This window comes from Streptomyces sp. NPDC043878, assembly GCF_056435735.1.
Genome location: NZ_JBWKDW010000027.1, coordinates 107,992 through 133,831, shown reverse-complemented (window position 1 = coordinate 133,831; position 25,840 = coordinate 107,992). Strand labels below are relative to the sequence as shown.

Below are 25,840 nucleotides of genomic sequence, written 5' to 3'. Positions count from 1 at the left end.
TCAGCCCACCACCCTGCGGATATCTCACACAACCGGCATACCGCGACGATCACACATCGTCAGCCCCCGGCGACAACACGCCGCAAAGGTCAGTAAAACCCGGATGTTGATCCATTCCACGTCCGTGAATTTCACCTCCAGGCCCGCACGGCCGCCGCCGCCTTGACGGAAATAGGCGTCCGCGATGGCCTCCGCGACGGCGTCATGCAGATCGTTCTCTGTCGCACCGTCCTCCTGTGCGGCGAGGATGGCGGCCGCGTGGGAGGGGGTGACGGCGACGGTGATGTCCCGTACCCGGCCCGCGTCCGAGGTGCCCTCCGTGCCGAGGCCGAAGTATGCCCGGCAGGAGATGACCAGCCCGCGCGATGACGTCGCGCGCTGCCTGGCCTGTGCCCTGACCTGCGGTTGCCACTCCGACTCGGTTTCCTGCACCAGCGTCTCCTGGAGCCGCTTGTTCGGCTTGGTAGAGGCACCCGAGAGGTAGCGCTGCACCGTCTTGCGGGAGACGCCCAGGCGCTCCGCCAGGCTCTTGGTGGAGCCCTTCTCCCGCGTGCGAAGGAATTTCATCTGGGCTCGCGCGGATTTCGGGGCGGGCAGGGTGAACAGGGCGCGCTCCGCGCGGGCGAGCCCTCCATGATCTTGGAGCGCGTCCGGGCCGCCTGCTGTGCCTTCTCCTCATCAGTCATACGAGCACTCCAGCGGAGCGGACCTGTGGACAGAGGCTGACGGCTGGACGGTCTCCCGTCGTCCGTCGAAGGGTGTGACGATGCAGCACAGTTGGCAAATCAGCACGCTTGCTGGCAAACGCTGCTGAGGCTGCTCTTGTGATCACTCTGCGGATTGATTTCTTGACGCTGGGGGGCCGGTCTAGGCTGCGACAGTCGTTGGCCACCGGGCCAGCGCGGCAAGGGAAGGTAGACGATGCCGCAAGCGAGACATGCGACCGGCCTGGCGGGCATGCCGGGCCGGCAGACGCTCAGTGCGGTGGAGGAAGCGGCCCGCATGGGCGCGGTGCGCCGCTACGACATCCTCGACACCCCGCCGGACGGGGCGTTCGACCGTGTTGCGGCGATGGCGGCGCGGCTGTTCAAGGTGCCGGTGGCGAGCGTGACGATCGTGGACGAGGACCGGATCTGGTTCAAGGCCGCGCACGGGCTGGAGGGCGTGAGCGAGATTAGCCGGGAGCCGGGCCTGTGCGGTTCGGCGATTCTCGCCGACGAGACGCTGGTGATCCCGGATACGCTCAGCGATCCCGTCGCTTTCAATAACGGCCTGGTCACCGGGCCGATGGGGGTCCGTTTCTATGCGGCCGCGCCGATCATCACCAGTGACGGGCACCGGTTGGGCACCGTCAACATCCTCGACACCAAGCCGCGCCTGATCACCGAGGACGACACCGCCACCCTCGCGGACCTGGCCGCGATCGTCCTTGACGAGCTGGAGATGCGCCTGGCGGCCTTGAACGCCCTGCGCGCAGAGCAGGAGCGGCGCATCGAGCAGGAGGAGGCCCGCGAACGCGCGGAGCGCGACATGGTGGCCATCCAGGCGTTCGCCTCCACCCTTCAGCGGACCCTGCTGCCGCCGGCCCTGCCGGTGGTGCCGGGGCTGGAGCTGGCGTGCCACTACGCCACCGCCTCCCCGCAGGACGTGGGCGGCGACTTCTATGACGTCTTCCCCCTCGACGGCACGAGGTGGGCGTTCTTCCTCGGCGACGTGTGCGGCAAGGGCCCCGAAGCGGCCGCCGTCACCTCTCTCACCCGCTACACCCTGCGCGCCGCCGCCCAGATCGACCCCGACCCCGACAAGGTCCTGGCTTCGCTGAACACGGCACTGCTCCTCGACCCGGCCGTCGGTACCCGGTTCTGCACCGCGGTCTTCGGCATCCTGGAACCGCACGAGAAGGCCGGGTTCACTGTCACGGTGGCCACCGGCGGGCACCCCCCGGTCTACCACCTGCGCGGGCAGGGGGCGGTGGAAGCGGTGCGCCCCAAGGGCGGCATGCTCATCGGCGCCCTCGCCGAGGCGCGCTTCGCCTCCCACACCATCCACCTCGCGCCGGGCGAAGGACTGCTCCTCTACACCGACGGGCTGACCGAGGCCCGCACCCTGGGCGGAGAGATGATCGGAGAAGAGGGCCTGGCCCATTTCCTCTCCGCGCGCACCGGGCCCGACAGTGCAGCGGCGGTCATAGGGGACACCGTCGACCTCATCGACGCCACGCCCCACGGCGCCGGAGACGACGTCGCCCTGCTGGCCCTGTCCGTCCCCCTCGCCCACGCCACAGACGGCCTCACTGCCATCGCCACCAACCACACCATCGCCCCCGCCGGCGAGACGCCGGAGAGCCGACCGTGACCCACTTCCGCCTCACCGCCCAGCACACCGACGGCGACCTCGCTCTGGCCCACGTCGCCGGAGACCTCGACATAGCAACCGCCCCCCACCTGCGCACCCAGGCACTGGCGCTGATCGAGCAAGGCCACCGGCACCTGATCCTGGACCTCGGGGATGTCACCTTCTGCGACTCATCCGGCTTCAACGCCCTCGTCGGCATCTTCCGCTGCGCCAAGACCGTCGACGGCACCCTGGTCCTTGCCGCCGTCCCCGACCGCCTTGAGCGGTTGCTGGACCTCACCGGCCTGAGCGCCCTGCTACCCGCCCATCCCACCGCCGCCCACGCCCTCGTCGCGCACACCCGCAGCCAGGACACGGCCACCGCTTAGGACTTGTCCGGGCGAGGGCTACCGGTGGTCGATGTGGAAGGCATCACGCATGACGTGGCCCTTGCCCGAGCCGATGCTGACCGTGGCCGTCGAAAGCCCCGCCCTGCCCACAGGGTGGGCGGCGGAGCCGAAATGGGACGGCTACCGTGCCCAGCTCGCCGTGTACGCGGGCGGGCGGGTGCTGCTGCGCTCACCGCGCGGCACGGACATGACGGCCTCGTTCCCCGAGATCCGGGCGGCGATCCTGGCGCAGCTGCCGGAGGACACCGGGCTAGATGGCGTTATGTGACCTGTACGGGCGTCTCACCCCGTCGATGTCTCATGTCTTTGGGCCGTAACCATCGGAGCAGCCGACTGCCGATCAAGTGGAAAACGACTCAGCGCTTCGTGCTCGTCTCGGTCCGTGGGCGGTCGGTCCTGGTCCGGTGCCCGTTCAGCAGGAGCACACCCAGCGCGGCCGCGGCGGCCTGGCATCCGGCTGCCGCGAGGACGAGGCCTCCGGGTCCGACAGACTGCCAGGCGCCCGCTAGAGCAGCCCCGCCTGCGGCACATGTGCTCTTGATGCTTGCTCCCAGGGTGAATACCTGCGTGCGGGCACCATAGGGCGCATAGCGGTCGCGGCCGGCCAGCAGGGCGGCGAAGAGCGGGCCGGTGCAGCACCCGGCCAGGGTGAAGCTGCTGGCTGCCGCGGTGGCGCTGTCCATCCAGGGCACGGCGGCCAGCGGCACCCCGGTCGCCAACAGCATGGTGACGACGGTCCATTCGGGGCGCCGAGTGCCCCACGGCCGCCAGGCGTACGCCAGGGAACCGATCAGCGAGCCGAGCGCCATGGCGGTCATCAGGCCGCCCGCGGCCCAGGGTGTCCGGTAGAGGGTGGCGAGCAGCACGCAGATTACGGGCAGGGCGCCGATCCCGAGCTGGCCCACTGCGCTGGCCCACGTGAGCGAGCGTAGCGGCGGGTCGCGGACCAGCAGCACGGCGGTGGCGCCCAGATCGGCGGGGCGCGGTGCGGTGCCCAGTACGGGGCGGGGCCTCAGTGGCAGGGCGGAGACGAGAAGACCGCCTGCGGCGGCCCCGGCGCCCAGTGTCATGAGGGCGGGGGCGGGGCCGGTCGCCGCCGCGAGGACGGAGGTGAGGGCCGGTCCTGCGATCCCAGCCAGGTTGTAGGAGACAGCGTCCAGGCTGAATGCACGGCCCAGCGCCGTGGGCGGCAACAGGTCGCTCAGCAGGCTGGTCAGACCGCCGGTCAGCAGGGGGGTGCAGCAACCCGCCGCGCCCGCCACGGCCAGGACAACCAGAGCGGGTGCCCGTCCGGTTAGCCCGGCGACGGCGGTCAACCCTGTCCCGTAGAACACCAGGCAGCCGCCGTGGAACAGCCGGCGGCGCCGGACCTGGTCCGCGAGGGCACCGGCCAGCGGGGCGGCGACCACGCTGGGCACCAGCAGGGCCGCGACGAGGGCACCACCAAAGCCAGCGCTTCGAGTGCGGTCCACAGCGAGCACCACCAGCCCGACCCGGGCCCCTTCCGAGGCGAGGCGGACGAGCAGGGCCACCTGCATGTAACGGGCGAGCACCCACCTGTGCGTGGCTGAGCGCATTCCCGGTTTCACGGGCGTCCGCTTACGCACTGCATGCCTCCAGACCGGGATTTCGCGGCTCGGCCGCCGGACGCAGCCCACCCTCCTCCCCTCGTCCGTCATACCCTGAAGGTATGACGTCATGTGCATCCCATGTCCCCGCCACCGATACTCGGGGCGTGAGCTTCACCTTCGTCAGTGATCACCTGGCCCTCGACTTCGCCGCCACCGTGGCCTGGCGCACCACCCGCCCCAAGGACCTGCTGGCCGAGCCAGCGGACTTCGCCCGGTGGGCCACCGAAGCCGGGGTGGTTGACGCTCTGGAGGTGGTGAGTCAGACGGACCTGGCCAAGGCCCGTACGTTGCGCGAGGCGATCTACCGGCTGGCACTCGCCGCCACCGAGGGACAGCCAGCCGACCCGCAGGACGTCGCCCAGATCCGACAGGCCGCCGCACGCCCACCGGTCCGCCCCGCGCTCCAGGCCCTGGGTCGGGTGGAACGCCGCGGCGGAGTTCAGGATGTGCTGGCCACCCTCGCAGCGACCGCCAGCGATCTGCTCGGCGGACCCGACCGCCTGCTCCTGCGGCACTGCGCGGGTGAGCCGTGCACCCGTCTTTTCCTCGACCGCTCCCGGGCAGGCACCCGGCGCTGGTGCTCGAAACAGAGCTGCGGCAGCAGGATCAACGCCGCCGCCTACCGGCGCCGGACCCGCCAGGACGAGCAGGTCTGACCCGCCGCGCGCCACTACAGGCAAGGGATCCCGCAAACAGCGGCTCTCCTTGCCTCACCCTGGCTCCGTCAACGCCTGCATGCCGCCGCTGAACCACTGCTTGGCGCGACGAACTGACAACAAACAAGGGCTTCATGATGAGACAGGTGCGGCAGCTCTCATAAACAGCGATCTGGTCGTATGGGATGCCGCGGGCCGCCTCGCGTTCGAGCGGCTGCAGAATCGGCTTGCCCGGCGCGGTGCCGGGGCGGCCCGGGCGGCGGAGGAGTGGCCGGCCCACTTCGTCGCGTTCGATCTGCTGGGCCTGTCCGGTACGGACACCACCTCTTGGCCGTACCGGCGGCGCAGGGCCGCATTGGATCGCGGCGGTGGGTCCAGCGCATCAGCTGCTTCCAGCCCCGCCTGCCCGACACCTACCGCGCCATCGCCAACCTCGTATCTGACCGCACCATCACCACCTGAAACAGGCCACGAGCAGGAAGACACGCCTCACCCGCTATCACGCACCAACTCGTAATGACTCCTAACAAAATGAGGCTTCTGGATCTCCAGGAATGACGTGGTGTCAGTTCTCGTTGATGCTGGCCGAAGGGGGTGCGAGCCAGCCAGTCGAGACGAGGAAGACCGCTGCCAGACCGTGGGAGATCGACGACGAGTTGTGGGCGCGGATCGAGCCGCTGCTGCCGGTCGTCCCGCGTAATCCGCGGCGTCCAGGTCTTAAGCGTCTGGATAGTCGCAGGGTGCTGTGCGGGATCCTGCTCGTGCTGTACACCGGGATCCGCTGGGAGTTTATGCCCCAGGAGCTGGGCTTCGGCTCGGGGATGACCTGCTGGCGACGGCTGCGGGACTGGAACGAGGCCGGGGTCTGGCAGAACCTGCACGAGCTGCTGCTCTCCGAGCTGCGGGCCGCAGACCTGCTGGACTTCTCCCGCGCAGCGGTCGACTCCAGCCACATCCGCGCGATGAAGGGCGGGCCGGCCACCGGTCCGTCCCCGGTGGACCGGGGCAAGGCCGGCAGCAAGCACCACCTGATCGTCGAGGCGCACGGCATCCCGCTCGCGGCAATCACCACCGGCGGCAACCGCAACGACGTCACCCAACTGATCCCGCTGATCCAGGCCGTCCCACCGATCCGCGGCAAGCGCGGCCAGCCACTGCGCCGCCCCAAGCACCTGTACGCCGACCGCGGCTATGACCACGAGGCCTACCGGGACAAGGTCCGCCGGTTCCAGATCACCCGCACATCGCCCGGCGCGGCACCGGGCACGGCTCCGTCCTGGGCGTGTACCGCTGGGTCGTGGAAGGAGCGATCGCGCTGCTGCACTGGTTCCGCCGCCTGCGCATCCGCTGGGAGATCCGCGACGACATCCACCACGCGTTCGTCACCCTCGGCTGCGCCGTCATCTGCTGGCGACGACTGCGCACCGCACGTTGTTGAGAGTTAGGGCAGACGATGCGCCCCAGGGGATGGCCTGCTCGATGCGTCAGAACGCATACGTGGCAGTCGGGCCCGCGCAGCCTCACATCTGGGATCTCAGCACGTCGACCTCACAGCCCGGCGCGAACGGGTCGAAGCCGTGCTCGATCAGCCAGCGAACTATCAGCAGGCTTCGCAACGACCACCACGCGTGGATCACGTCAAGGTCGACGTCGGTGCCATAGCCGGCGATGACGTCGTCGAGGTGCTCCTCGTGTCCGAGCGTGAAGGTGGCGAGGTCGTACAGGGCATCACCCTGGCCCGCCTCGGACCAGTCGATGATGCCCGTGACCTCGTCGCCGTCGACGAAGACGTGATCGATCTGCAAGTCGCCGTGCGTGAACGCCGGAGTCCATGGCCGGAGCGCGGCCTCGGCGACCTGGCGGTTGCGCGTGACCAGGTCAGCGGGCAGGACGCCGTTCGTCACGAGCAACTCGCACTCGTCGTCGAGTTCCGCCGCCAGCGCGACGATGCTCCGGCCGGCCTGGCCCGGCCGGGACGGCAGCGGCGCGTCGTGCAGCTTCCGGATGGCGGCGCCCGCCGCGGCCCACGCCGCCGGCGACCCGGTCGACGGCCCGCCGAGGCGCCCAAGCGTCGTCCCCGGGAGTGCAGCCATCGCGAGCACGGACGGCTTACACCACAGGACCTCCGGGGTCGGGACCGGCGCCAGGGCCATCGCCTCGACCTCGACATCGATGCGCGCCTGATCGGCGTCCACCTTCAGGAACACGTCGCCGACGCGCAGAGTCGCGCGCTCGGAATGGGCGACAACGACTTTGACCTCATCCATGGGCGACCAGTATCCCGGGGATGACCGCCGACGTCGCCGGGTTTATCGCGCGCGATTACGCAGATGACCGCGTCCGGATACCCAGCGGCCTCGTGCACGCCCTAACCGCATAAGCAATCGGACAACGGGGTCCCTCGATGAAATTGAAGGTCGCGGTGTGGGCGGCGGTCCGACTGGGCGGAGGTTGTGCCCGGTGCGGCGGTCAGCAGGTGTGTACGCATTCGTTCCACCAGTACTTCGGGGCGGGTGCGGCCGGAGTAGCCGTGGCGACCGATGAACGCCTTCATCCGCTCGGGCCCGATGTGACGGGCCTGTTCGTGCTCCCTGCCGTCGCCGTACTTCTCACAGCGCGATCGGTTGCAAGGCCGGCGACAGGCGCCGGCCGTCTCAAGCCTCGACGAGGACCGAGCCGAACCTTCTGCTCGCAAGCCTCACGACGACGTGCCACGGCCCCGGCTGATCGATCCGGTCATCGCGACGAGGAGCTTGCGTTCGCCCTCGTAGCTGAACCGTCCGTGGGCCATGGCCAGGTTATCCACGATCAACACGTCGCCGTCGTGCCAGACGAACGTCATTGTCTCGGCCTCGAACGCCGCCCGGATCTCGGACAGGTCGGCGTCGCTGATCGGAGTGCCGTCGCCCAGGTAGGCGTTGCGTGGCAGGTCCTGTTCGTCCATGAGGCCCAGTAGGGCGTCGCGGGTGAGGGGATTCAGGCTTGAGACGTGAAACAGGTGGGCCTGGTTCATCCACAGCGTCTCACCGGTGACCGGGTGGGTCGTCGACGCTTGACAGGTCTCGGTGGTGCGGAGGGTGTCCTCGTCGAGCCATTCGGCGACGATGCCGCGGGCCCGGCAGAAACGGTCCACCTCCGCACGATCCATGTCAGGGAACGTCTCCTGCCACGGCACGCCGAGCCCGTTCCGGTAGTTGCGGACGTAGCGGACGCCGTGTCGCTCGAAGCGCTCCCGAATCGGTGTGGGGATCCGTGCGTGGACCGCACTACTGTCAGCGAGCGGGGTCTGGCCTCCGACGGGTGCCGATTTCTGGGAGTAGAACCAGAGGCGTTCGGGCCAGGAGGTGGTGTAGGCCATCTCGTTGTGCATCGGGATGACCTCCGAGGCAGGATACTCCGTCGAGGTGTAGACGTCGCCGACCTTGCTGCGCGGCGTCGACCTGTAGATGTATTCCTGGAGCTGCTGTCCGAAGACGCGCACCAACTCGGAGAACACCGAGGCCTCCGGGATGTCGAAGCCGCGCAGCAGGCAAGCTCCCTTGGCCGCCAGGCGCTCGGTGAGCAGGTCGGCGTTGTCCGAGGCCCACTTCACCGGACTCACGTCCGGTGCGACCGCCTCGAAGAGCGCGACTCGGTCCCGGTCGGGGAACAGGACCGATTCCTTGACGTCGCCGTCCATGTCAGATTCCTTCCTTCTCCGTGGTGAATCCCGATGAGATCGCGGACCAGAGCTTTTCCACGACACCGTGATCGAGCATCTCGGCGTGCGAGCACGGCAGGCTCGTCTCGACGATCTCCCCCGACACGTAGGGTCGCCACAGTTCCGCGGTGGCCGCGCCTCTGGTCGTGTCGGCGGCGCGCACCAAAAGTACGTCGCCGTCGAAGACGCCGAAGTCGTGCTCCCGGATGAGCCTCCTGTTGTTCTGGAACACGGTCGCCAAGTTGGTGACCTCCTCGTCGGAGATCGCGCCCAGCACGGTTCCGGCCTCGTGGCGCAGTCGGCGCCGCAGCTCCTCGAAAGCCTCCGAGGTCTCCGAGCCCGGCGCCTCGAGGTCGTCTCCGGCCTCGCGACGGACCGGCGGGAACGCGTCCAGCAGCACCAAGGCGCCGACCCGTTCGCCCGCGGCACGGAGCTGTACGGCCATCTCGTGGATCAGGTTGCCGCCGAAGGACCAACCCAGGAGCCGGTAGGGGCCGGACGGCTGGATCGCGCGGATCTGCTCCAGGTAGTCCGTCGCCATCTCCCGGGCCGAGCCAGCAACCTCGCCGGCGCCGTCGAGACCGCGCGACTGGATCCCGTAGAGCGGGATCTCCTGTGGGACCTGCCTGGCCAGCGTCAGGTAGCACCAGCTCACGCCGCCTCCCGGGTGGATGCAGAAGAGCGGCGGTTCGGTGCCGCGGGTGCGGATGGGCAAGACGACGTCGAAGGCGTTCCGGACCGACGAGAACGACATCTGCTTCAGCAGGCCGTTCACCGTCGGAGCGACCAGGACGTTGCGCACCGACAGCGACGCGCCTCGATCGCGGAGCCGTTCCACCAGCGTGACGGCGAGCAGCGAATGGCCGCCCAAGGTGAAGAAGTCGTCGTCCACGCCCACCGACTCCAGGCCGAGGACGTCGGCGAAGATGTCGCAGAACACTGTCTGGATCTCGGTGGTGGGCTTGCCGTCGGTGCCGGCGACGGCGAGTTCCGGCAGCGGGAGCGCCGCGCGGTCGAGCTTGCCGTTCGCCGCCAGCGGAAGGGTGGCGAGGACGACGACCGTGGCCGGGACCATGTGGTCGGGCAGGCGTTGTGCCGCGAATCCGCGGACGTCGTCCGACAGCGCGGCGGCCTCATCCGGATCGCCCTGATCCATGTCGGTCGGCACGACGTACGCGACCAGAGCGGCCTCGCGGACCACCACGGCCGCACGCGCGACCCCCGGATGATCCTCGAGGACCGTCCGCACCTCGCCGGGCTCGATGCGGAACCCGCGGATCTTCACCTGGTCGTCGAACCGTCCTAGGAACTCGATCCGGCCGTCGGCCGACCAGCGGGCCCGGTCCCCGGTCCGGTACATCCGCCGACCCGCCTCGAAGGGACAGGCCACGAACCGCTCCGCAGTCAGGGCACTGCGGCCCAGATAGCCGCGCGCCAGCTGCGATCCGGCGATGTGGAGTTCGCCCGGGACCCCCACCGGAGCCGGCCGCAACCGCTCATCGAGGACGTACATACGGGTGTTAGCCAGCGGCCGCCCGATCGGCACGGCTGCCCGGGCCGACGCCGTGGCATCGAGAGCAGCTGTGGTCACGCCGACAGTGGTCTCGGTCGGTCCGTAGTGGTTGACGACGACGCGGTCGCCCGCGACAGCCATGAGTTCGCCGAGCCAGCCCGCCGGCGCGGCCTCTCCGCCGAGGATGAGGCCCTTCCGCGGCAGCAGCGCCGCCAGGCCGGCCGAACCGCTGCCGAGAGCGGACAGGTGGGATGGGACGAACTTCACGAAGTCGACGCGGTGCGACGTCATGTAGTCGGCCATCGCCTGCGGATCGAGGGTGACGTCCGCGTCAAGGACGTGGAGAACGCCGCCGGTGGTCAAGGCACCGAACAGCAGTGTGTTCCCGAGGTCCGTGTTCTGTGCCTGGGGCAGTGCGTAACCGTCACCAGGCGCTCCGAACCCGACGCGCTCCCCGACCGAGGCGACGTAGTTGGACAGAGCCGCGTGCGGGACGCCCACTCCCTTCGGCCGCCCGGTCGACCCCGAGGTGTACATGACGTACGCCAGGTCATTCGGCCTGGCCGAAGCCGAGATCGACGTCGGCTGCGGCGTCGACCCCAGGTGCTGAGCGGCTGGCGCGGATCCGCGCCCGGTCCGGTCCACCACGATGGTCCGCAGTCGGCCTGCAGGCAGGTCGTCCAGCAGCTCGACGGTCGTCACTACAGCTGCAGCCCGGCCGTCCTGCAGCAGGAAAGCGATCCGCTCGGTCGGCAGGTCCGGATCGATTGGCAGGTACGCCGCCGCGGCCCGCCACACACCGAGCAGTGCCGCGATCATCTCGACCCCGGGCGGCAGGCACAGCGCCACGACCGCTCCGGCCTCGACTCCCGACGCACGCAGTTCCCACGCCAGCTCCTCGGCACGTGAGTCCAGATCGGCGTAGGACACCTCGCCGGCGCCGGACACCAGCGCGATCGCATCAGGGGTCTGTGTCGCGCGGGCCTTGAACAGGTCCGGGACCAGAGCGGTGGGGACGTCGGCGGCGGTGTCGTTCCATTCCCTCAGGACGAGATGCCGCTCGGACTCGTCGAGAACGTCCAAGGCGCTCAGCCGCGCCGAGGGGTCCGCGACCAGCGCGCTGACGACTCGCACGAAGCGTTCGGCGAAGGCGTCGGCGGTGGGGGCGTCAAAGAGGTCTGCGGCTACGGTGAACGACCCGCGGATGCCGGCCGGGCGGTGGTGCGCGTCGTAGGACTCGCCGACCATGACGTCCAGGTCGAACTTGGCGGTCGTCCGCACCGCGGCGACACCCTGGATTCCGATCCCGGGAAGGTCGAGGGCCGCTTCGACGTTCTCCTGCTTGGTCAGGACGACCTGGAAGAGCGGCTGCCTGGAAAGGGAGCGCTCCGGCGCCAGTTCCTCCACGAGGCGCTCGAACGGCACGTCCTGATGGTCGAACCCGGCCAGCGTCGTGGCCCGGACCCGGTCCAGCACCTCGGCCAGCGTCGGATCCCCGGACAGGTCGGTCCGCAGCACCAGGGTGTTGACGAAGAATCCGACGAGGTCGTTGAGTACCTCATCGGCCCGGCCGGCGATTGTGGCCCCGATGGGGATGTCGGTCCCGGCGCCCAGCCGGGACAACAGCACGGCCAGGGCGGCCTGCACCACGATGAATGGCGTCAGACCCCGTGCACGCGCCAGGTCGGCCAGACGGGCGTGCAGTTCGGCGGGCACCTCGAAGTCCGCTGTGTGGCCGCGGCGCGAAGGCGCCGCCAGCCGCGGACGGTCGACCGGCAGAGGCAGCTCCACCGGAGAGCCGGCCAGCGCCTGGCGCCAGTAGTCGATCTGCCGGGACACCAGGCTGTCCGGGTCGTCGTCCGAGCCCAGGACTTCCCGCTGCCAAACCGCGAAGTCCGCGTACTGCACGGGCAACGGCTCCCAGCTCGGCGCCCTGCCCTGGCGACGCTCCTCGTAGGCGTGGCCGAAGTCCCGCGCCAACGGTGCTGCCGACCATCCGTCGGAGGCGATGTGATGCACCGCCACGGCCAGCACGCACTCGTCGGCGCCCAGCACGAACAGCGCCGCGCGCACGGGCAGCTCGGACGACAGATCGAAGCGGTGCCCGGCGACCTCCGCCACGGATCGGTCTAGATCGCCTTCGGAGGTCTCGACGGTCTCCATCGCCCAGCCGGCCTCCGACAGGTCGACGATCCGCTGGTACGGCTCGCCGTCGACGACCTCGAACACCGTGCGCAGGACCTCGTGCCGCTCCAGCACGTCCTTCAGCGCCGCGGCGAGCGCAGACCGGTCCACTCCCCCGGTCAGCCTGACGACGATGGGGATGTTGTAGGTCGGGCTCGGGCCTTCGACCTGGCCCACGAACCACAGTCGGCGCTGGGCGTACGAGAGCGGAACCCGTTCGGGGAGCTCACGCGCCTTCAGGACCGCTCGGGCGGGGCCGGCCTCTTCCAGCTGGGCTGCCAGCCCTGCGACGGTCGGGAAGTCCAGCAGGGTCCTGATGGACATCTCGGCTCCGAGGACCGCGCGGATCCGGGAGATCAGCCGGATGGCGAGCAGCGAGTGGCCGCCCAGGGCGTAGAAGTCCTCGTAGACGGCGACCGAATCCAGACCGAGGATGTCGGCGAAGGCCTGGCACAGCAGCTCCTCGCGGAGCGTGGACGGCGTCCTCGGGCCGGTTGCGGCAGTGGTTTCGGCGGCGGACGGGGCGCTGAAGTCCGACTGCGCGGCAGTCAAGGCTTTGCGATCCAGTTTGCCGTTGGCGGTCAGCGGTAGGGCGTTCAGCAGGACCACCGACGAGGGCACCATGTGTTCCGGCAGACGTTGCGCGGCAAAGCTCTTTAGAGTGTCGGCCAGAGCCACATCCCTGTCGGAGGGAACCACGTAGGCGATCAGGACGTCGTCACGGACGCTCACAGCAGCCTGCGATACCCCGGGGTGACTGGACAGCACCGCGGCCACCTCGCCCGGCTCGACCCGGAAGCCGCGGACTTTCACCTGATCGTCCGCACGGCCCAGGATCTCCATCCGGCCGTCGGCCAGCCACCGTGCCAGATCGCCGGTCCGATACATTCGCTCACCGGTACCGAACGGGCACGCCACGAACCGCTCACCGGTCAGACCGGGACGGCCCACATAGCCGCGCGCCAACTGGGCTCCGGCCACGTACAACTCTCCGGCCACTCCCGGCGGGACCGGGCATAGGCCGGTGTCCAGCACGAACGCTCGCGTGTTGGCGACCGGCCGCACTCCGTCGAGTGGCCCGGCCAGCACACCGATCGTGGTCTCCGTCGGGCCGTAGTGGTTGACCACCGCGCGATCACCGGCGGCGGCAAGGACCCGCGCCGCCAACGCTGGCGGCGTCGCCTCCCCGCCCAGGACCAGCGCTCGCGCCGGAATCAGCGGTTCGATTCCCTGAGCGCTCGCCAGCGCTGCCAGATGCGACGGGACGATCTTCAAGAAGTCGATGCTGTGTTCGGTGAGGTACGCGGCCACAGCCGCCGGATCCGCCATCGCCTGCTCGTCCAGCACGTGCAACTCGCCGCCGGCCGCCAGCGCCGCGAACACCACCGTGTTCCCCAGGTCAGTTGCTTGCGCCTGTAGCAGCGCATACCGGCCGCCGCTCTCGGCGAACGCCAGACGGGAGGGCATCGCGGCCAGATAGTTCGCCAACCCGGCCTGAGTGACCTCCACGCCCTTCGGGCGACCCGTCGAACCCGACGTGTAGACGACGTATGCCAGGCTGTCGCGCGCCGAACGGAGTCGCGGAACGGCCGTCGGCGGCATTGCCAGCGCCGTCGCGGCCATCGCGTCGTCCACCACGACGGAGGCTCCGCTGTCCGAGAGCATGAACTCGATCCGCTCCGCCGGGTGTCCGGGATCGATGGGCAGATACGCCGCCCCGGCCTTCCAGACGCCGAGGATTCCCACCATCGTCCGCAAGCCTCGTGGAAGACGCAGACCCACCACGCTGTCCGCGCCGACACCGAGTGCGCACAGATGGTGAGCCAGCCGGTCGGCCTGGGCGTCCAGGTCGGCATAGCTCAGTTCCGCCCCGGAGCTCACCACCGCGACGGCGTCGGGGGTCCGGGCCACCTGAGCGGCAAAGGCCTCGAGGAACGTTGGAGGCGTCAACGGGCCGGTCGTGCCGTTCCATTCCGTCAGCACCCGTCGACACGTGTCGTCATCGACGATGTCGAGGGCGCCCAACGACGTCTCCGGTCCGCCGTCCAGCGCCGCTTCCAGCGCACCGGTCAGATTCGCCGCCGTCGAACGCATCATTTCGGCCACCATCGCGGCGTCGACGGAGACGACCGCGTCGACCGTGACGTCGAGCGACTCGCCGTCGTCGTCCACCGACACCGTCAGCGGATAGTTGTTGCGCGACCAGGTGGTGTCGGCGCGGATCCCCTCGTGGCCCTTCTCCGCGGACGAGTGGGTACCGTGCCGGTAGTTGAACAGGCAGGTGAACAGTGGAGTCCCGCCAGCAAGCCCGGCGGAGCGCTGCGCTGCGGCCAGCGACGCCTGCTCCCGCTCGAGCAGGTCTGCCAGCTGGACACGCATCCCAGCCGCCGCGCCCACCACACCGGTGCCGTCCAGCCGCACCCGTACTGGCAGGGTGTTGATGAACGGGCCCACGACCCGGTCCGCGCCCGCGCCCGCGCCCGCGCCCAGCCGGCCGGACAGCACGGTTCCGAACACCACGTCCGAGCGCCCGGACATCGCGGCCAGCGCCCGCGCCCAGGCGACGTGCAGCAGTACCGCGGCGCTCACCCCGAGCCGGCGTCCGACCTGCCGGATCCGCTCGCTGAGCTCCGGCCCCAGGCCGACGTGGCCGCGAACCGTGCCGCTCCCGTCGCCCAGGACGTCCAGCAGTCCGAACGGCGCTGTCGGCTCGTCCACGCCGGCCAGCAGCCCGGTGAAGAACAGCTCGTCGCCGAGCGGATCCCGGGCGGCGCGCGTGGTGCCCACGAACTCCCGGAACGGTAGCGGCTCGGCCAGCTCGGCCTCGCGCCCCGCCATGATCGCGAAGATCTCGGCGATGGCGGATTCCAGGCCGAGGTGGTCCTGCAGCAGGTGGTGCGCTCGGATCAGCAGCCACGCCCGACCGTCCGGGCCCGTCGTCGCCGATAGGTCAAGCAGCGGCGCCCGATGCAGATCCATGGTCGGTTCCGCTGTCGAGATCAATCGCTCGGCCGGATCGGCTCCGGAAACCGGGGCGACGTCGGCAACCCGGACCGTGGCGCGGCGCCACACGACCTGAACCGCCTCGTCGAGCCCGTCCCAGACGAGGGAAGTGCGGTAGATGTCGTGGCGGTCGACGACCAGCTGCACGGCTGCGGCGAAAGCGTCGAGCCGGGCCCGGTTGTCGAACTCCAGCACCGTACGCGACACGTACGCGTCCTCGTGGCCGTCTCCGGCGAGGAGGTGGTGAAAGAGCATTCCTTCCTGAAGCGGCGCAAGCGGGTAGATGTCGGCGATGTTGGCCGCGCCGCCGTCGACGCCGGCCGCGATCGCGTCGATCTGCTCCTGCGTCAGGTCGACGAGCGTCAGCATCTCCGGGGTGATCGCGGCGGCATCCGCCGGGATCAGGTTCGGCGGTACGACGACGGAATCGCGGCCCGCCGCTGCGGCCAGTCCCGCCACGGTCGGGGTGTCGAGCAGCGCGCGCACCGATACCGTCACTCCGCGCGAGCGCAGCACCTCCACCAGCCGAACGATGAGCAGCGAGTGCCCGCCGAGGGCGAAGAAGTCGTCGTCGACGCCCACCGAGTCCAGGCCGAGAACCTCGGCGAAGGCCTCGCACAGAAGTTCCTGATGCGGCGTGGCCGGGCTACGCAGTCCCGTGGCGGCACCGTAGTCGGGGACGGGCAGGGCTCGATGATCGAGCTTCCCATTCGGAGTGACCGGCAGCGCGTCGAGCACCACGACGGCCGAGGGCATCATGTAGCCGGGCAGCCGGGAGGCCACGGACGACCGGACGGATTCGACGAGGGCTGACTTAGCGGCGGCCAAGTGTTCGCCGGCGGTGGCCACAACGTATGCGACCAGACGCTTGTCCCCCAGCGTGTCCTCTCGGGCGATGACTGTGGCCTGCTCCACGCCGGGCACTGCAGCCACGACGGCCTGAACCTCGCCCGGTTCGATGCGGAACCCGCGGATCTTCACCTGCTTGTCCGCACGGCCCAGGAACATCAGACGGCCGTCGGGCGTCCACCGGGCCCGGTCACCGGTCCGGTACATCCGCTGCCCGGTGTCGAACGGGTTCGCCACGAACCGCTCGCCGGTCAGAGCCGCTTGCCCCAGGTAGCCGCGGGCCAGCCCCGCTCCGGCCACGTACAGCTCGCCAGCGACGCCCGGCGGCAGCGGCTTGAGGAACGCGTCCAGCACGAACACCTTGCTGTCGGACACCGCCCGCCCGATCGTCGGCTGCTCCCCGGGCGCCAGCGGCGCGCTCATCGTCGCGCACACGGTCGTCTCGGTGGGGCCGTAGGCGTTGATCAGCCGTCGACCCGACGACCACCGCTCGGCCACCTTGCTGTCCAGCGCCTCACCGGCCGAGACCACCGTCGACACTGACGCCAGCTCGCGCGGAGCCATCGCGGCCAGCACGGCTGGCGGCAGCGTCGCATGGGTCACCCCGAACCGGTCCGCAGTGGCCGCCAGCGCCGCACCAGGCAGCAGCTCCTCCGCGGACGCCACCACCAGGACAGCACCCGAACACAGCGTGACCAGCATCTCGGCCGCCGCCGCGTCGAACCCGACCGACGCGAACTGCAGCACGCGCGAGGCGCCGTCGATCCCGAACCGCTCGGCCTGGGCCGCGACCAGGGCGCCCACGCCGCGGTGCGAGACCGCCACGCCCTTCGGCCGCCCGGTGGAACCCGACGTGTAGATGACATATGCGAGCTGGTCCGGCGCCACCGCCGGCAAACGCACGGCCCCGTGCGCCGCATCGTCGGCGAGGACGGCTGCGGGAAGCTCATCGAGGACGTACACGGCCTCCGCGTCCGCCATCATGAACGCGACCCGGTCGGCAGGCAGCGCGGTGTCGACCGGCAGACACGCCGCACCCGACTTCAGCACGCCGAGGAGCGCCACCACCAGGTCGACGCCCCGCGGTAGGGCCGTCCCGATCACCCGGTCGGGGCCCGCGCCCTGCCCGATCAGGAACCGGGCCAGCCGGTCCGACCGCTCGTCCAACTCGCGATAGGTGACCTCGCCGCCAGCACCGACCAGCGCGACCGCGTCTGGCGTCCGCACCGCCTGCGCCCTGAACAGCTCCGGCACCGCTGCCACCGGCACCTCGGCGCCGGTGTCGTTCCACTGGGCCAGCACCTGGTCCAGCTCGGAGTCCCGCAGGATGTCGATCTCGCTCACCCGCGTCGCCGGATCATCGGCGAAGCACTCCAGCACCCGCTCGAGACGAGCCGCCAGGCCGTCGACCGTCTGCGGGTCGAACAAGTCCGCGGCGCCGTAGAGCGCACCGTGGATGCCGGCCGGGGCGCCGGAGTCGTCGAACGCCTGTCCCACCACGATGTCGAGATCGAACTTCACCTCCAGCAGGCCGACGTCGACGCGCTCGCTCCCGACGCGCGCCAGGTCCATGACGTTGGCGTCCACCGCGGCCGTGACCACGACCTGGATCAGCGGATTGCGGCCCGAGGCACGCCGAGGCGCAACCTCCTCGACGACGCGCTCGAAGGGCACGTCTTGATGGTCGAAGCCGGCCAGGGCGCGCTCCCGCACCCGGTCCATCACCACGGCCAGCGTTGGATCGCCGGAGAGATCGGTGCGCAGCACCAGGGTGTTGACGAAGAACCCGACGAGATCGTCGAGCGCCACGTCTGCGCGGCCGGCAGTCGGCACGCCGATCGGGATGTCCGTCCCGGCGCCCAGACGCGACAGCATGACCGCCACGGCGGCCTGGGCCAGCATGTAGAGAGTCACGCCGCGCGAGCGCGCCACTTCCAGGAGCCTGGCGTGCAGGTCTGCCGGGACGTCGAAGTCGCCACGATACCCGCGGCTGACCGGGGCGGCCGGACGCGATCGGTCGGTGGGGAGGTCGAGCTCGGCCGGGACGCCGGCCAGCGCCTCGCGCCAATACGCGAGCTGCCGGGACATCAGGCTCTCCGGGTCGTCCGCGGAGCCCAGAAGTTCCTGCTGCCAGACCGCGTAGTCCGCGTACTGGACGGGCAGGGTCTCCCACTCCGGAGACCGGCCATCGCTCCGGGCCGCGTAGGCGGTCTCGAAGTCGGTGCCGAGCACGCGCAGCGACCAGCCGTCGCAGGCGATGTGGTGCATGACTCCCACCAGGACGTGGGCGTTCGGCCCGAGGGCGAACAGGACCGCGCGGATCGGCAGCTCCCGGGCCAGGTCGAACTCGTGCCCGAGCACCACTTCGACGTCCCGCTCCAGGTCGGCCTCCGAGGTCTGGACGACCTCCAGCTCCCAGCCGGACTCGGCCAGCTCGACGACCCGCTGGTACGGCTCGCCGGCCACCGCCCCGAACATCGTCCGCAGCACCTCGTGTCGGGCCACGACGTCGTGCAGCGCGACACCGAGGGCGTCCCGGTCCACCGGCCCGTTCAGCCGCAGCGCCGCGGACACGTTGTAGGTGGTGCTCGGCCCGGTCAGCTGGTCGATGAACCACAGTCGGCGCTGCGAGTGGGACAGCGGGATCAGGTCGGGCCGCTCGCGAGCCTCCAGTCCGACCCGTGCCGGACCGGCAACGGCTGTGTGCGCCGTCAGACCGGCGACAGTGGGGTTCTCGAACAGAGTCCGGATGCTCACGTCGACCCCGAGGGCGGCACGGATCCTGGACACCAGGCGAACCGCCAGCAGCGAGTGCCCGCCGAGGCCGAAGAAGTCGTCGTCCACGCCGACCGAGGGCACGCCGAGCACCTCGGCGAACACCCCGCACAGCAGCTCTTCGCGTGGTGTGGACGGTGCCCGCCCGACAGTGAGCGTGTACTGCGGCGCCGGCAGGGCCCTGCGGTCCAGTTTCCCGTTGGGTGTCAGCGGCAGTGCGTCAAGCACGACGACCGCCGAGGGCACCATGTAGGCGGGAAGGCGTTCGGCCGCGAGCCGGCGGACGGAGCCTGCGAGCCCGGCGTCCGCGTCCCCGGCGTCCGCGTCCCCGGCGTCCGTGGCGTTCGACACCACGTACGCGACCAGCCGCTTGTCGCCGGGCATGTCCTCGCGGGCCACGACTGCGGCCTCGGCTACCCCGGGGTGCGCGGCCGCCACCGCCGCCACCTCGCCCGGCTCGATCCGGAAGCCGCGGATCTTCACCTGCTCGTCGGCGCGGCCCAGGAACATCAGCTGCCCGTCGGCAAGCCAGCGGGACCGGTCCCCGGTGCGATACATGCGCTCACCTGGAGCGCCGAACGGGCACGCCACGAACCGCTCGCCGGTCAGGCCGGGCCGGTTCCAGTAGCCGGACGCCACTCCGGCGCCGGCGATGAACAGGTCCCCGGCGACGCCGGCCGGCACCGGTCGCAGTGCACTGTCGAGCACGTAGACCCGAGTGTTCGCGATCGGCCGGCCGATCGGCGGCTCCCCGACGGCCACGACCGCCGGATCCACCGGCCCGGCCGTCGAATAGACCGTGGTCTCGGTCGGGCCGTAGAGGTTCGTCACCTCGCCGAGACCGGACAGCTCCAGCGCCAGGTGCCCCGGCACCGCTTCGCCGCCGACCAACACCCGCAGCGGCGGCAGCCCGGCGATGCCGTCGGGATGCTCGGCGAGCACGGCGCGCCACAGCGACGGCGTGGCCTGCAGCACCGTCACCCTGTGCCGGAACAGGAACCGCACCAGATCCACCGGGTCCAGGACGATGCGGCGGGCGGCCATGACGAGGCGCGCGCCGGTCAGCAGCGGGACGTAGAGTTCGGGCACCGCCATGTCGAAGGAGACGGTCGTGATCGCGAGCCAGGCGTCCTGCTCGGTCAACGGGAGCCGGTTGGTCATGTCGATCAGGAAGTTGACAAGGTTGCCCTGGGAGATCACGACGCCCTTGGGCCGTCCCGTCGATCCGGACGTGTAGATCGAGTATGCCGGAAGCACAGGTGACAGGGGCCCGCCGCGCTCGGCGTCGGTGAGCGGCACCGACGCCGTCAGCGCAAGCCCGGCCGCCACCTCCGACTCGTCCAGGCACAGCTGCGGCACGCCCACGTCGGGCAGTCCCCCGGCCGTCGCAAGGTCGGTCAGCACGAGGGCCGGCGTCGCGTCTTCCATGACGTACGCGATCCGCTCCGGCGGGTACTCCGCGTCGACCGGCACGTACGCGGCTCCGGCGCGCCAGACGCCGAGCAGCGCCACGAACAGTTCCACCGATCGTGGCAGCGCCACCACCACGCGCGATCCGCGCTCCACACCCCCGGAGATGAGCAGCCGGGCCATTCTGTTCGCGCGCGCGTCCAGTTCCGCGTAGGTGACCTCATCGGTCTCGGTCACCACGGCCGTCGAAGCCGGGGTGCGTGCGGCCTGCGCGGCGAACAGCTCCGAAACGGTCACGTCAGGCAGCTCCAGCGCGGTGTCGTTCCACCCGTGCAGGAGCCGGTTCGCCTCGGAGTCGTCGGTCACGGCGACGGCACCGACGCGCGCCGACGTGTCCGTGACCACCTGGTCGAGCACCCGGACGAAACGCTGGGCGAACTGTGTGACCGTCTCGGCGTCGAACAGGTCCGCGGCGCCGACGACCGCGCCGATCAGGCCGGCGGGATGTCCTGCGGCGTCGAACGCCTCGCGCATCGAGAAGTGCAAGTCGAATTTCGCCGCCTCGCTTGCGTCGGCATCCGGGGTGAAGCCGTCGAAGTCGATCCCCGGGAGGGCCAGTCCGGTCCGGCCGTGCTGCTGGATGGTGAGCATGACCTGGAACAGCGGGTGGCGGGACAGCGAGCGTTCCGGGGCCAGCTCCTCCACCAGGCGCTCGAACGGCACGTCCGGATGGTCCAGACCGGCCAGGCTCGTCCGGCGGATCCGGTCCAGCAGCTCGGCCATGGTCGGGTCGCCGGACAGGTCGGTCCGCAGCACCAGGGTGTTGACGAAGAACCCGACCAAGTCGTGCAGTCCCTCGTCGGTGCGGCCGGCGATCGCTGTCCCGATCGGGATGTCCTCGCCGGCGCCGAGCCGGGCCAGCAGGACCGCCAGGGCAGTCTGGAGCACCATGAACGGCGTCACCGCGTGCGCTCGGGCCACTTCGGTCAGCCGGACGTGCACGTCGGCGGGAACGGTGAACGACTCCGAGCGGCCGCGGTGCGAGGCCGCCGTCGGCCGGGCGCGGTCGACCGGCAGTTCCAGCTCTTCCGGAGCCCCGGACAAGGCGTCGCGCCAGTAGCCCAGCTGGCGGGTCAGGACGCTGTCGGGATCGTCCTCGGAGCCCAGCACGTCCTGCTGCCACAGCGCGAAGTCCGCGTACTGGACCGGCAGGTCGTGCCATGAGGGCGTCCGTCCGGCCGCCCTGGCGGTGTAGGCGGCCGAGACGTCGCGGGCCAGGACCTCCGCCGACCAGCCGTCGGAGGCGATGTGGTGCATGACGACCGCGAGGACGTGCTCATCCGCGCTGAGCGTGAACAGCCCTGCTCGCACCGGGAGCTCGGAGGACAGGTCGAACCGGTGCGCGGACAGCTCGGCGATGGCCCGCTCTGTGTCGGCCAAGGTGGCCTCGACGACCTCCACCGCCCATCCGGACTCGGACAGCTCTACGACGCGCTGGTACGGCTCACCGTCGATGACCTCGAACACCGTCCGCAGCACTTCGTGCCGCTCCACCACGTCCCGCAGGGCGGCCGCGAGCGCGGCGCAGTCCAGGTCACCGGACATACGCGTGACCGTCGGGATGTTGTAGGCCGCGTCGGTTCCCTCGGCCTGGCCGATGAACCACAGTCGGCGCTGCGCCGGCGACAGCGGGATCCGGTCAGGACGCTCCTGCCTCGTCAGCGCCGCCCTGACGTCGCCCTCCTGTGGCAAGTGGGCGATCAGTGCCGAGACCGTCGGAGCCTCGAACAGGGCCCTGATGCCGATATCGACGCCGAGGCCGGCGCGAATACGAACGGCCAGGCGCACGGCGAGCAGGGAGTGGCCGCCGAGCGCGAAGAAGTCGTCGTCGATGCCCACCGAGTCCAGGCCGAGGACGTCGGCGAACGCCCGGCAGAGCAGCTCCTCGCGGCGCGTGGAAGGCGGCCGCGAGCCGGCCGAGGCCGAGTGGGCCGGCGCTGGGAGGGCCTGCCGGTCCAGCTTCCCGTTGCGGGTCAACGGCAGCTCGTCGAGCACCACCACCGCCGACGGAACCATGTACTCCGGCAGCCGCTTCGCGGCGAAGGCCTGGACGGCGGCGGGATCGCAGGCGCCGTCGACTGCCACGACATAGGCGACGAGACGCAGGCCGCCGGGCGCGTCGTCGCGCGCGACGACCGCAGCCTGTTCGACGCCCGTCATGGCGGCCACCACGGCCTGCACCTCACCGGGCTCGATCCGGAACCCGCGGATCTTCACCTGCTCGTCGGCGCGGCCGAGGAACTCGACCTGCCCGTCGGGCAGCCATCGCACCCGGTCCCCGGTGCGGTACATCCGCTCCCCGGAAGCGAACGGACATGCGACGAAGCGCTCGCCGGTCAGCGCGGGCCGACTCGCATAGCCGCGTGCCAGCTGCACGCCGGCCAGGTACAGCTCGCCAGCGACGCCGGGCGGCACCGGTCGCAGATGCCTGTCGAGCACGTACACCCGCGTGTTGGCGACCGGTGCGCCGATGGGAACCGCGCCGGTGTCGGCCGGGTCGCATCGTCGAGCCGTGACTTCCACCGACGCCTCGGTCGGCCCGTACAGGTTGTCGAGCGCGGTGGCCGGCAGCAGCTCGAAGAACCGGTCTCGCAAACTGCCCGGCAGTGCCTCGCCCGAGCACACCACGCGCCGCAAGGTCCGACCGGCTGCCACTGCACCCGGATCGGCCAGGAACACCTCGAGCATCGACGGCACGAAGTGGGCGACTGACACCCGCTCGGACGCCATGAGGTCGGTCAGGTAAGCCGGGTCGCGGTGCCCGCCGGGCCGTGCCACGACCAGCGCTGCGCCGACCGTCAGGGGCCAGAACAGCTCCCACACCGACACGTCGAAGGCGAACGGGGTCTTGTGCAGCACCCTGTCGCCGGCTCCGAGGGCGTATCCGCTCCGCATCCACTCCAGCCGGTTCACGATCCCGGCATGCGGTACCACCACGCCCTTGGGCCGGCCCGTGGAGCCGGACGTGAACATCACATACGCCGGATTCGCCCCGATCACCGCCACGGCTGGTGCCGAGGCCGGCAGCGCGGCCAGTTCCGACTGCGCCGTGGCGTCGTCCATCACGACGCAATCCACGCCGGCCGACACAGAGTCCGCCCATGCGGCCGAGGTGACAACCCACCCCGCGGCGGCGGCGGACACCATCACCGCCAGACGGTCGGCCGGGTTCTCGGGATCCAGCGGCAGATAGGCGCCGCCGGCCTTGAGCACACCCAGCACCGCCACCAGCAGGTCGGCGCCGCGCTGGAGGCAGACGCCCACCACGGACTCCGGTCCCACGCCACGGGCCATCAGCAGCCGCGCCAAACGGTTCGCGCGGGCATCCAGCTCCGCGTAGGACGTCTCAGCGCCTTCAAATATCACCGCCGGTGCGTCCGGGGTCCGCGCCGCCTGTGCGGCGAACATCTCCGGCAGCGTCCAGGCCGGGGTCTCAACCGCGGTGTCGTTCCAGTCGAGCGTCATCCGGCGACGCTCGGACTCATGCAGCACTGTCACGCTGCTGAGCCGCGACGAGGCGTCGCCGACCGTCTGTTCCACCACTCGCACGAAGCGTCGCGCGAACCAGACCACTGTCTCGCGATCGAACATGTCGGCCGCGCCGATCACCGCACCGCGCAGCCCGGCCGGGCTGCCATCGTGGGCGAACGTCTCGTGCACCGAGAACTCCAGGTCGAACTTCGCAGCCTGGTCGAACGTCGCGGCGGAGGAGAAAGCCGCCACTCGGGCGCCCTCCAGCTCGAGCCCGGGACCGTCTGGCTGCTGGACGTTCAGCATCACCTGGAACAGCGGGTGCCGGGACAGCGAACGCTCCGGGGCCAGCTCCTCCACCAGACGCTCGAACGGCACGTCCTGGTGGTCCAAGCCGGCCAGGCTGCCGTTCCAGACCCGGTCCAGCAGTTCGGCCACGGTCGGGTCGCCGGACAGGTCGGTCCGCAGCACCAGGGTGTTGACGAAGAACCCGACCAGGTCGTCGAGTCGCTCGTCGATCCGGCCGGCGACCGGTGAGCCGATGACAATGTCGGTGCCGGCGCCGAGTTTGCCGAGCAGCATCGCCAGCGCGGTCTGCAGCACGGTGAACGGTGTCACGCCTCGGGCCCGCGCGAGTTCCGCGAGACCGGCGTGCAGGTCGGCGGGGACGGCGAACTCGACACGGTGCCCCTCGTACGAGGCCACCGTCGGACGCGGCCGGTCGAAAGGAAGGTCCAGTTCGGTCGGGATCCCGGCCAGCTCCTGGCGCCAGTAGCCCATCTGCTCTGAGAGGACACTGTCCGGGTCGTCCTCCGAGCCCAGTACCTCCCGCTGCCACAACGCGAAGTCGGCGTACTGCACCGGCAGCGGTTCCCAGTCGGGCTTCCCGCCCTGCCGACGCGCCGAGTAGGCCTGGCCGAAATCCCGGGCCAGGATCCCGGAGGACCAGCCGTCGGAAGCGACGTGATGCACCACCACCGCCAGCACGTGATCGTCCGGGCCGCACGAGAACAGCACTGCGCGCACCGGTGTCTCGGCGGAGAGGTCGAAGCCGTGCGCGGCCACCGCCTCGACGGCCGCCGCCAGTTCCGTTCGGTGGACGTCGGCGGTCTCCAGGCCGCGGCCGACCTCGGACGGGTCGAGGATCCGCTGGTACGGCTCGCCGTCGACGACGTCGAACACGGTGCGCAGGACCTCGTGCCGCTCCAGGACGTCGCCGAAAGCGGCCGTCAGCGCGTCGCGGTCCACTTCCCCGGTCAGCCTGACGAGCACGGGAATGTTGTAGGTCGGGCTCGGCCCTTCCAACTGGTTCAGGAACCACAGACGACGCTGGGCGAAAGACAACGGGATCATCAGGACGACTCCTCCTGCCGGCGCATGGGCCGTAGCGCCGGTCTCGCCGGCTTCTGAGAATCGATGAGAGCAGCGAGTGCGGCCGCCGTGGGGTTCTGGAACAGAGTTCGGATTCCGAAGTCGACGCCGGCGGCATCGCGGATCCGGGCGGCCAGGCGCAGGGCGAGTAGCGAGTGGCCGCCGAGGGCGAAGAAGTCGTCGTCGACGCCGACCGAGGACAGGCCGAGGACTTCGGCGAAGGCTTGGCAGATTCGTGCTTCGCGCTCGTTGGACGGCCCACGCGAGGTGGTGGGCACCGTCGCCTCGGGGGCCGGCAGGGCATTGCGGTCGAGTTTGCCGTTCGCGGTCGTCGGCAGGGCGTCGAGCAGTACAACGGCCGTGGGGACCAGGTGGTCGGGCAGGCGTTGCGCTGCGTAGGCCCTGACCGAGGCGGTCAGGGCAGCGGGGTCGCCGGGCGCGTCGGCGACCACGTAGGCGACCAGGCGTTTGTC

Annotated in this window: 12 protein-coding genes and 1 pseudogene (1 of these 13 cut by a window edge); 7 read left to right on the top strand and 6 right to left on the bottom strand. The window is 70.5% G+C overall.

Annotated elements, in window-relative coordinates:
- Nucleotides 1–24 precede the first annotated feature (24 nt).
- Nucleotides 25–597 (bottom strand): telomere-protecting terminal protein Tpg, encoded by a 573-nt coding sequence (gene tpg / locus AC07AZ_RS31060; RefSeq protein WP_478853614.1) that lies wholly within the window; start codon nt 595–597, stop codon nt 25–27.
- 324 nt (nt 598–921) lie between these two features.
- Between tpg and AC07AZ_RS31055 the strand changes: the two genes are divergently transcribed.
- From AC07AZ_RS31055 to AC07AZ_RS31045, 3 genes are read left to right on the top strand one after another with little or no spacing between them, the layout of a single operon-like run.
- Entirely contained in the window at nt 922–2,355 is a 1,434-nt protein-coding gene (locus AC07AZ_RS31055; protein ID WP_478853608.1) for a PP2C family protein-serine/threonine phosphatase, read from the top strand.
- Nucleotides 2,352–2,723 (top strand): STAS domain-containing protein, encoded by a 372-nt coding sequence (locus AC07AZ_RS31050; protein WP_478853606.1) that lies wholly within the window; start codon nt 2,352–2,354, stop codon nt 2,721–2,723. Before AC07AZ_RS31055 ends, AC07AZ_RS31050 begins: the two co-directional genes overlap by 4 nt.
- A gap of 49 nt (nt 2,724–2,772) precedes the next feature.
- A complete protein-coding gene (locus AC07AZ_RS31045; protein WP_478853604.1) occupies nt 2,773–3,012 on the top strand; it encodes an ATP-dependent DNA ligase in 240 nt (79 codons plus the stop codon).
- Nucleotides 3,013–3,100: 88 nt separating this feature from the next.
- Here AC07AZ_RS31045 and AC07AZ_RS31040 read toward each other — a convergent pair whose 3' ends face one another.
- Nucleotides 3,101–4,321: an MFS transporter gene (locus tag AC07AZ_RS31040; RefSeq protein WP_478853602.1), complete on the bottom strand. Its 1,221-nt coding sequence runs from the start codon at nt 4,319–4,321 to the stop codon at nt 3,101–3,103.
- 158 nt (nt 4,322–4,479) lie between these two features.
- On the opposite strand from AC07AZ_RS31040, the gene AC07AZ_RS31035 reads away from it, so the two are divergent.
- The 4 genes and pseudogenes from AC07AZ_RS31035 to AC07AZ_RS31020 all read left to right on the top strand — a co-directional run bounded on the left by AC07AZ_RS31035 (nt 4,480) and on the right by AC07AZ_RS31020 (nt 6,469).
- Nucleotides 4,480–5,031: a CGNR zinc finger domain-containing protein gene (locus tag AC07AZ_RS31035; protein WP_478853600.1), complete on the top strand. Its 552-nt coding sequence runs from the start codon at nt 4,480–4,482 to the stop codon at nt 5,029–5,031.
- 79 nt (nt 5,032–5,110) lie between these two features.
- A pseudogene (locus AC07AZ_RS31030) lies at nt 5,111–5,332 on the top strand (hypothetical protein); the annotation flags it as partial.
- A 26-nt stretch (nt 5,333–5,358) separates the two neighbouring features.
- A complete protein-coding gene (locus AC07AZ_RS31025) occupies nt 5,359–5,493 on the top strand; it encodes a hypothetical protein (protein ID WP_478853616.1) in 135 nt (44 codons plus the stop codon).
- Nucleotides 5,494–5,609: 116 nt separating this feature from the next.
- Nucleotides 5,610–6,469, top strand: a protein-coding gene (locus tag AC07AZ_RS31020) for an IS5 family transposase (protein WP_478853612.1) whose coding sequence is annotated in 2 segments (ribosomal slippage) — nt 5,610–6,267 and nt 6,267–6,469 — 861 coding nt in all. Because the reading frame shifts where the segments join, the coding sequence is not laid out codon by codon here.
- An 82-nt stretch (nt 6,470–6,551) separates the two neighbouring features.
- Here the strand turns inward: AC07AZ_RS31020 and AC07AZ_RS31015 are convergent.
- The 4 genes from AC07AZ_RS31015 to AC07AZ_RS31000 all read right to left on the bottom strand — a co-directional run.
- Nucleotides 6,552–7,298 carry a phosphotransferase family protein gene (locus tag AC07AZ_RS31015; RefSeq protein ID WP_478853598.1) on the bottom strand — a complete coding sequence of 249 codons (747 nt, stop codon included), beginning with the start codon at nt 7,296–7,298 and terminating at the stop codon, nt 6,552–6,554.
- Between the two features lie 431 nt (nt 7,299–7,729).
- Nucleotides 7,730–8,710: a TauD/TfdA family dioxygenase gene (locus AC07AZ_RS31010; protein WP_478853596.1), complete on the bottom strand. Its 981-nt coding sequence runs from the start codon at nt 8,708–8,710 to the stop codon at nt 7,730–7,732.
- A gap of 1 nt (nt 8,711) precedes the next feature.
- Nucleotides 8,712–25,349, bottom strand: a complete 16,638-nt coding sequence (locus AC07AZ_RS31005) for an amino acid adenylation domain-containing protein (RefSeq protein WP_478853594.1) — start codon at nt 25,347–25,349, stop codon at nt 8,712–8,714.
- Nucleotides 25,349–25,840, bottom strand: the final stretch of a protein-coding gene (locus AC07AZ_RS31000) for a non-ribosomal peptide synthase/polyketide synthase (protein WP_478853589.1). The gene runs 18,636 nt beyond the window's last position; only the last 492 of its 19,128 coding nucleotides appear in the window; its start codon lies off the right edge, out of view; the stop codon is at nt 25,349–25,351. The genes AC07AZ_RS31005 and AC07AZ_RS31000 overlap by 1 nt, the downstream gene beginning before the upstream one ends.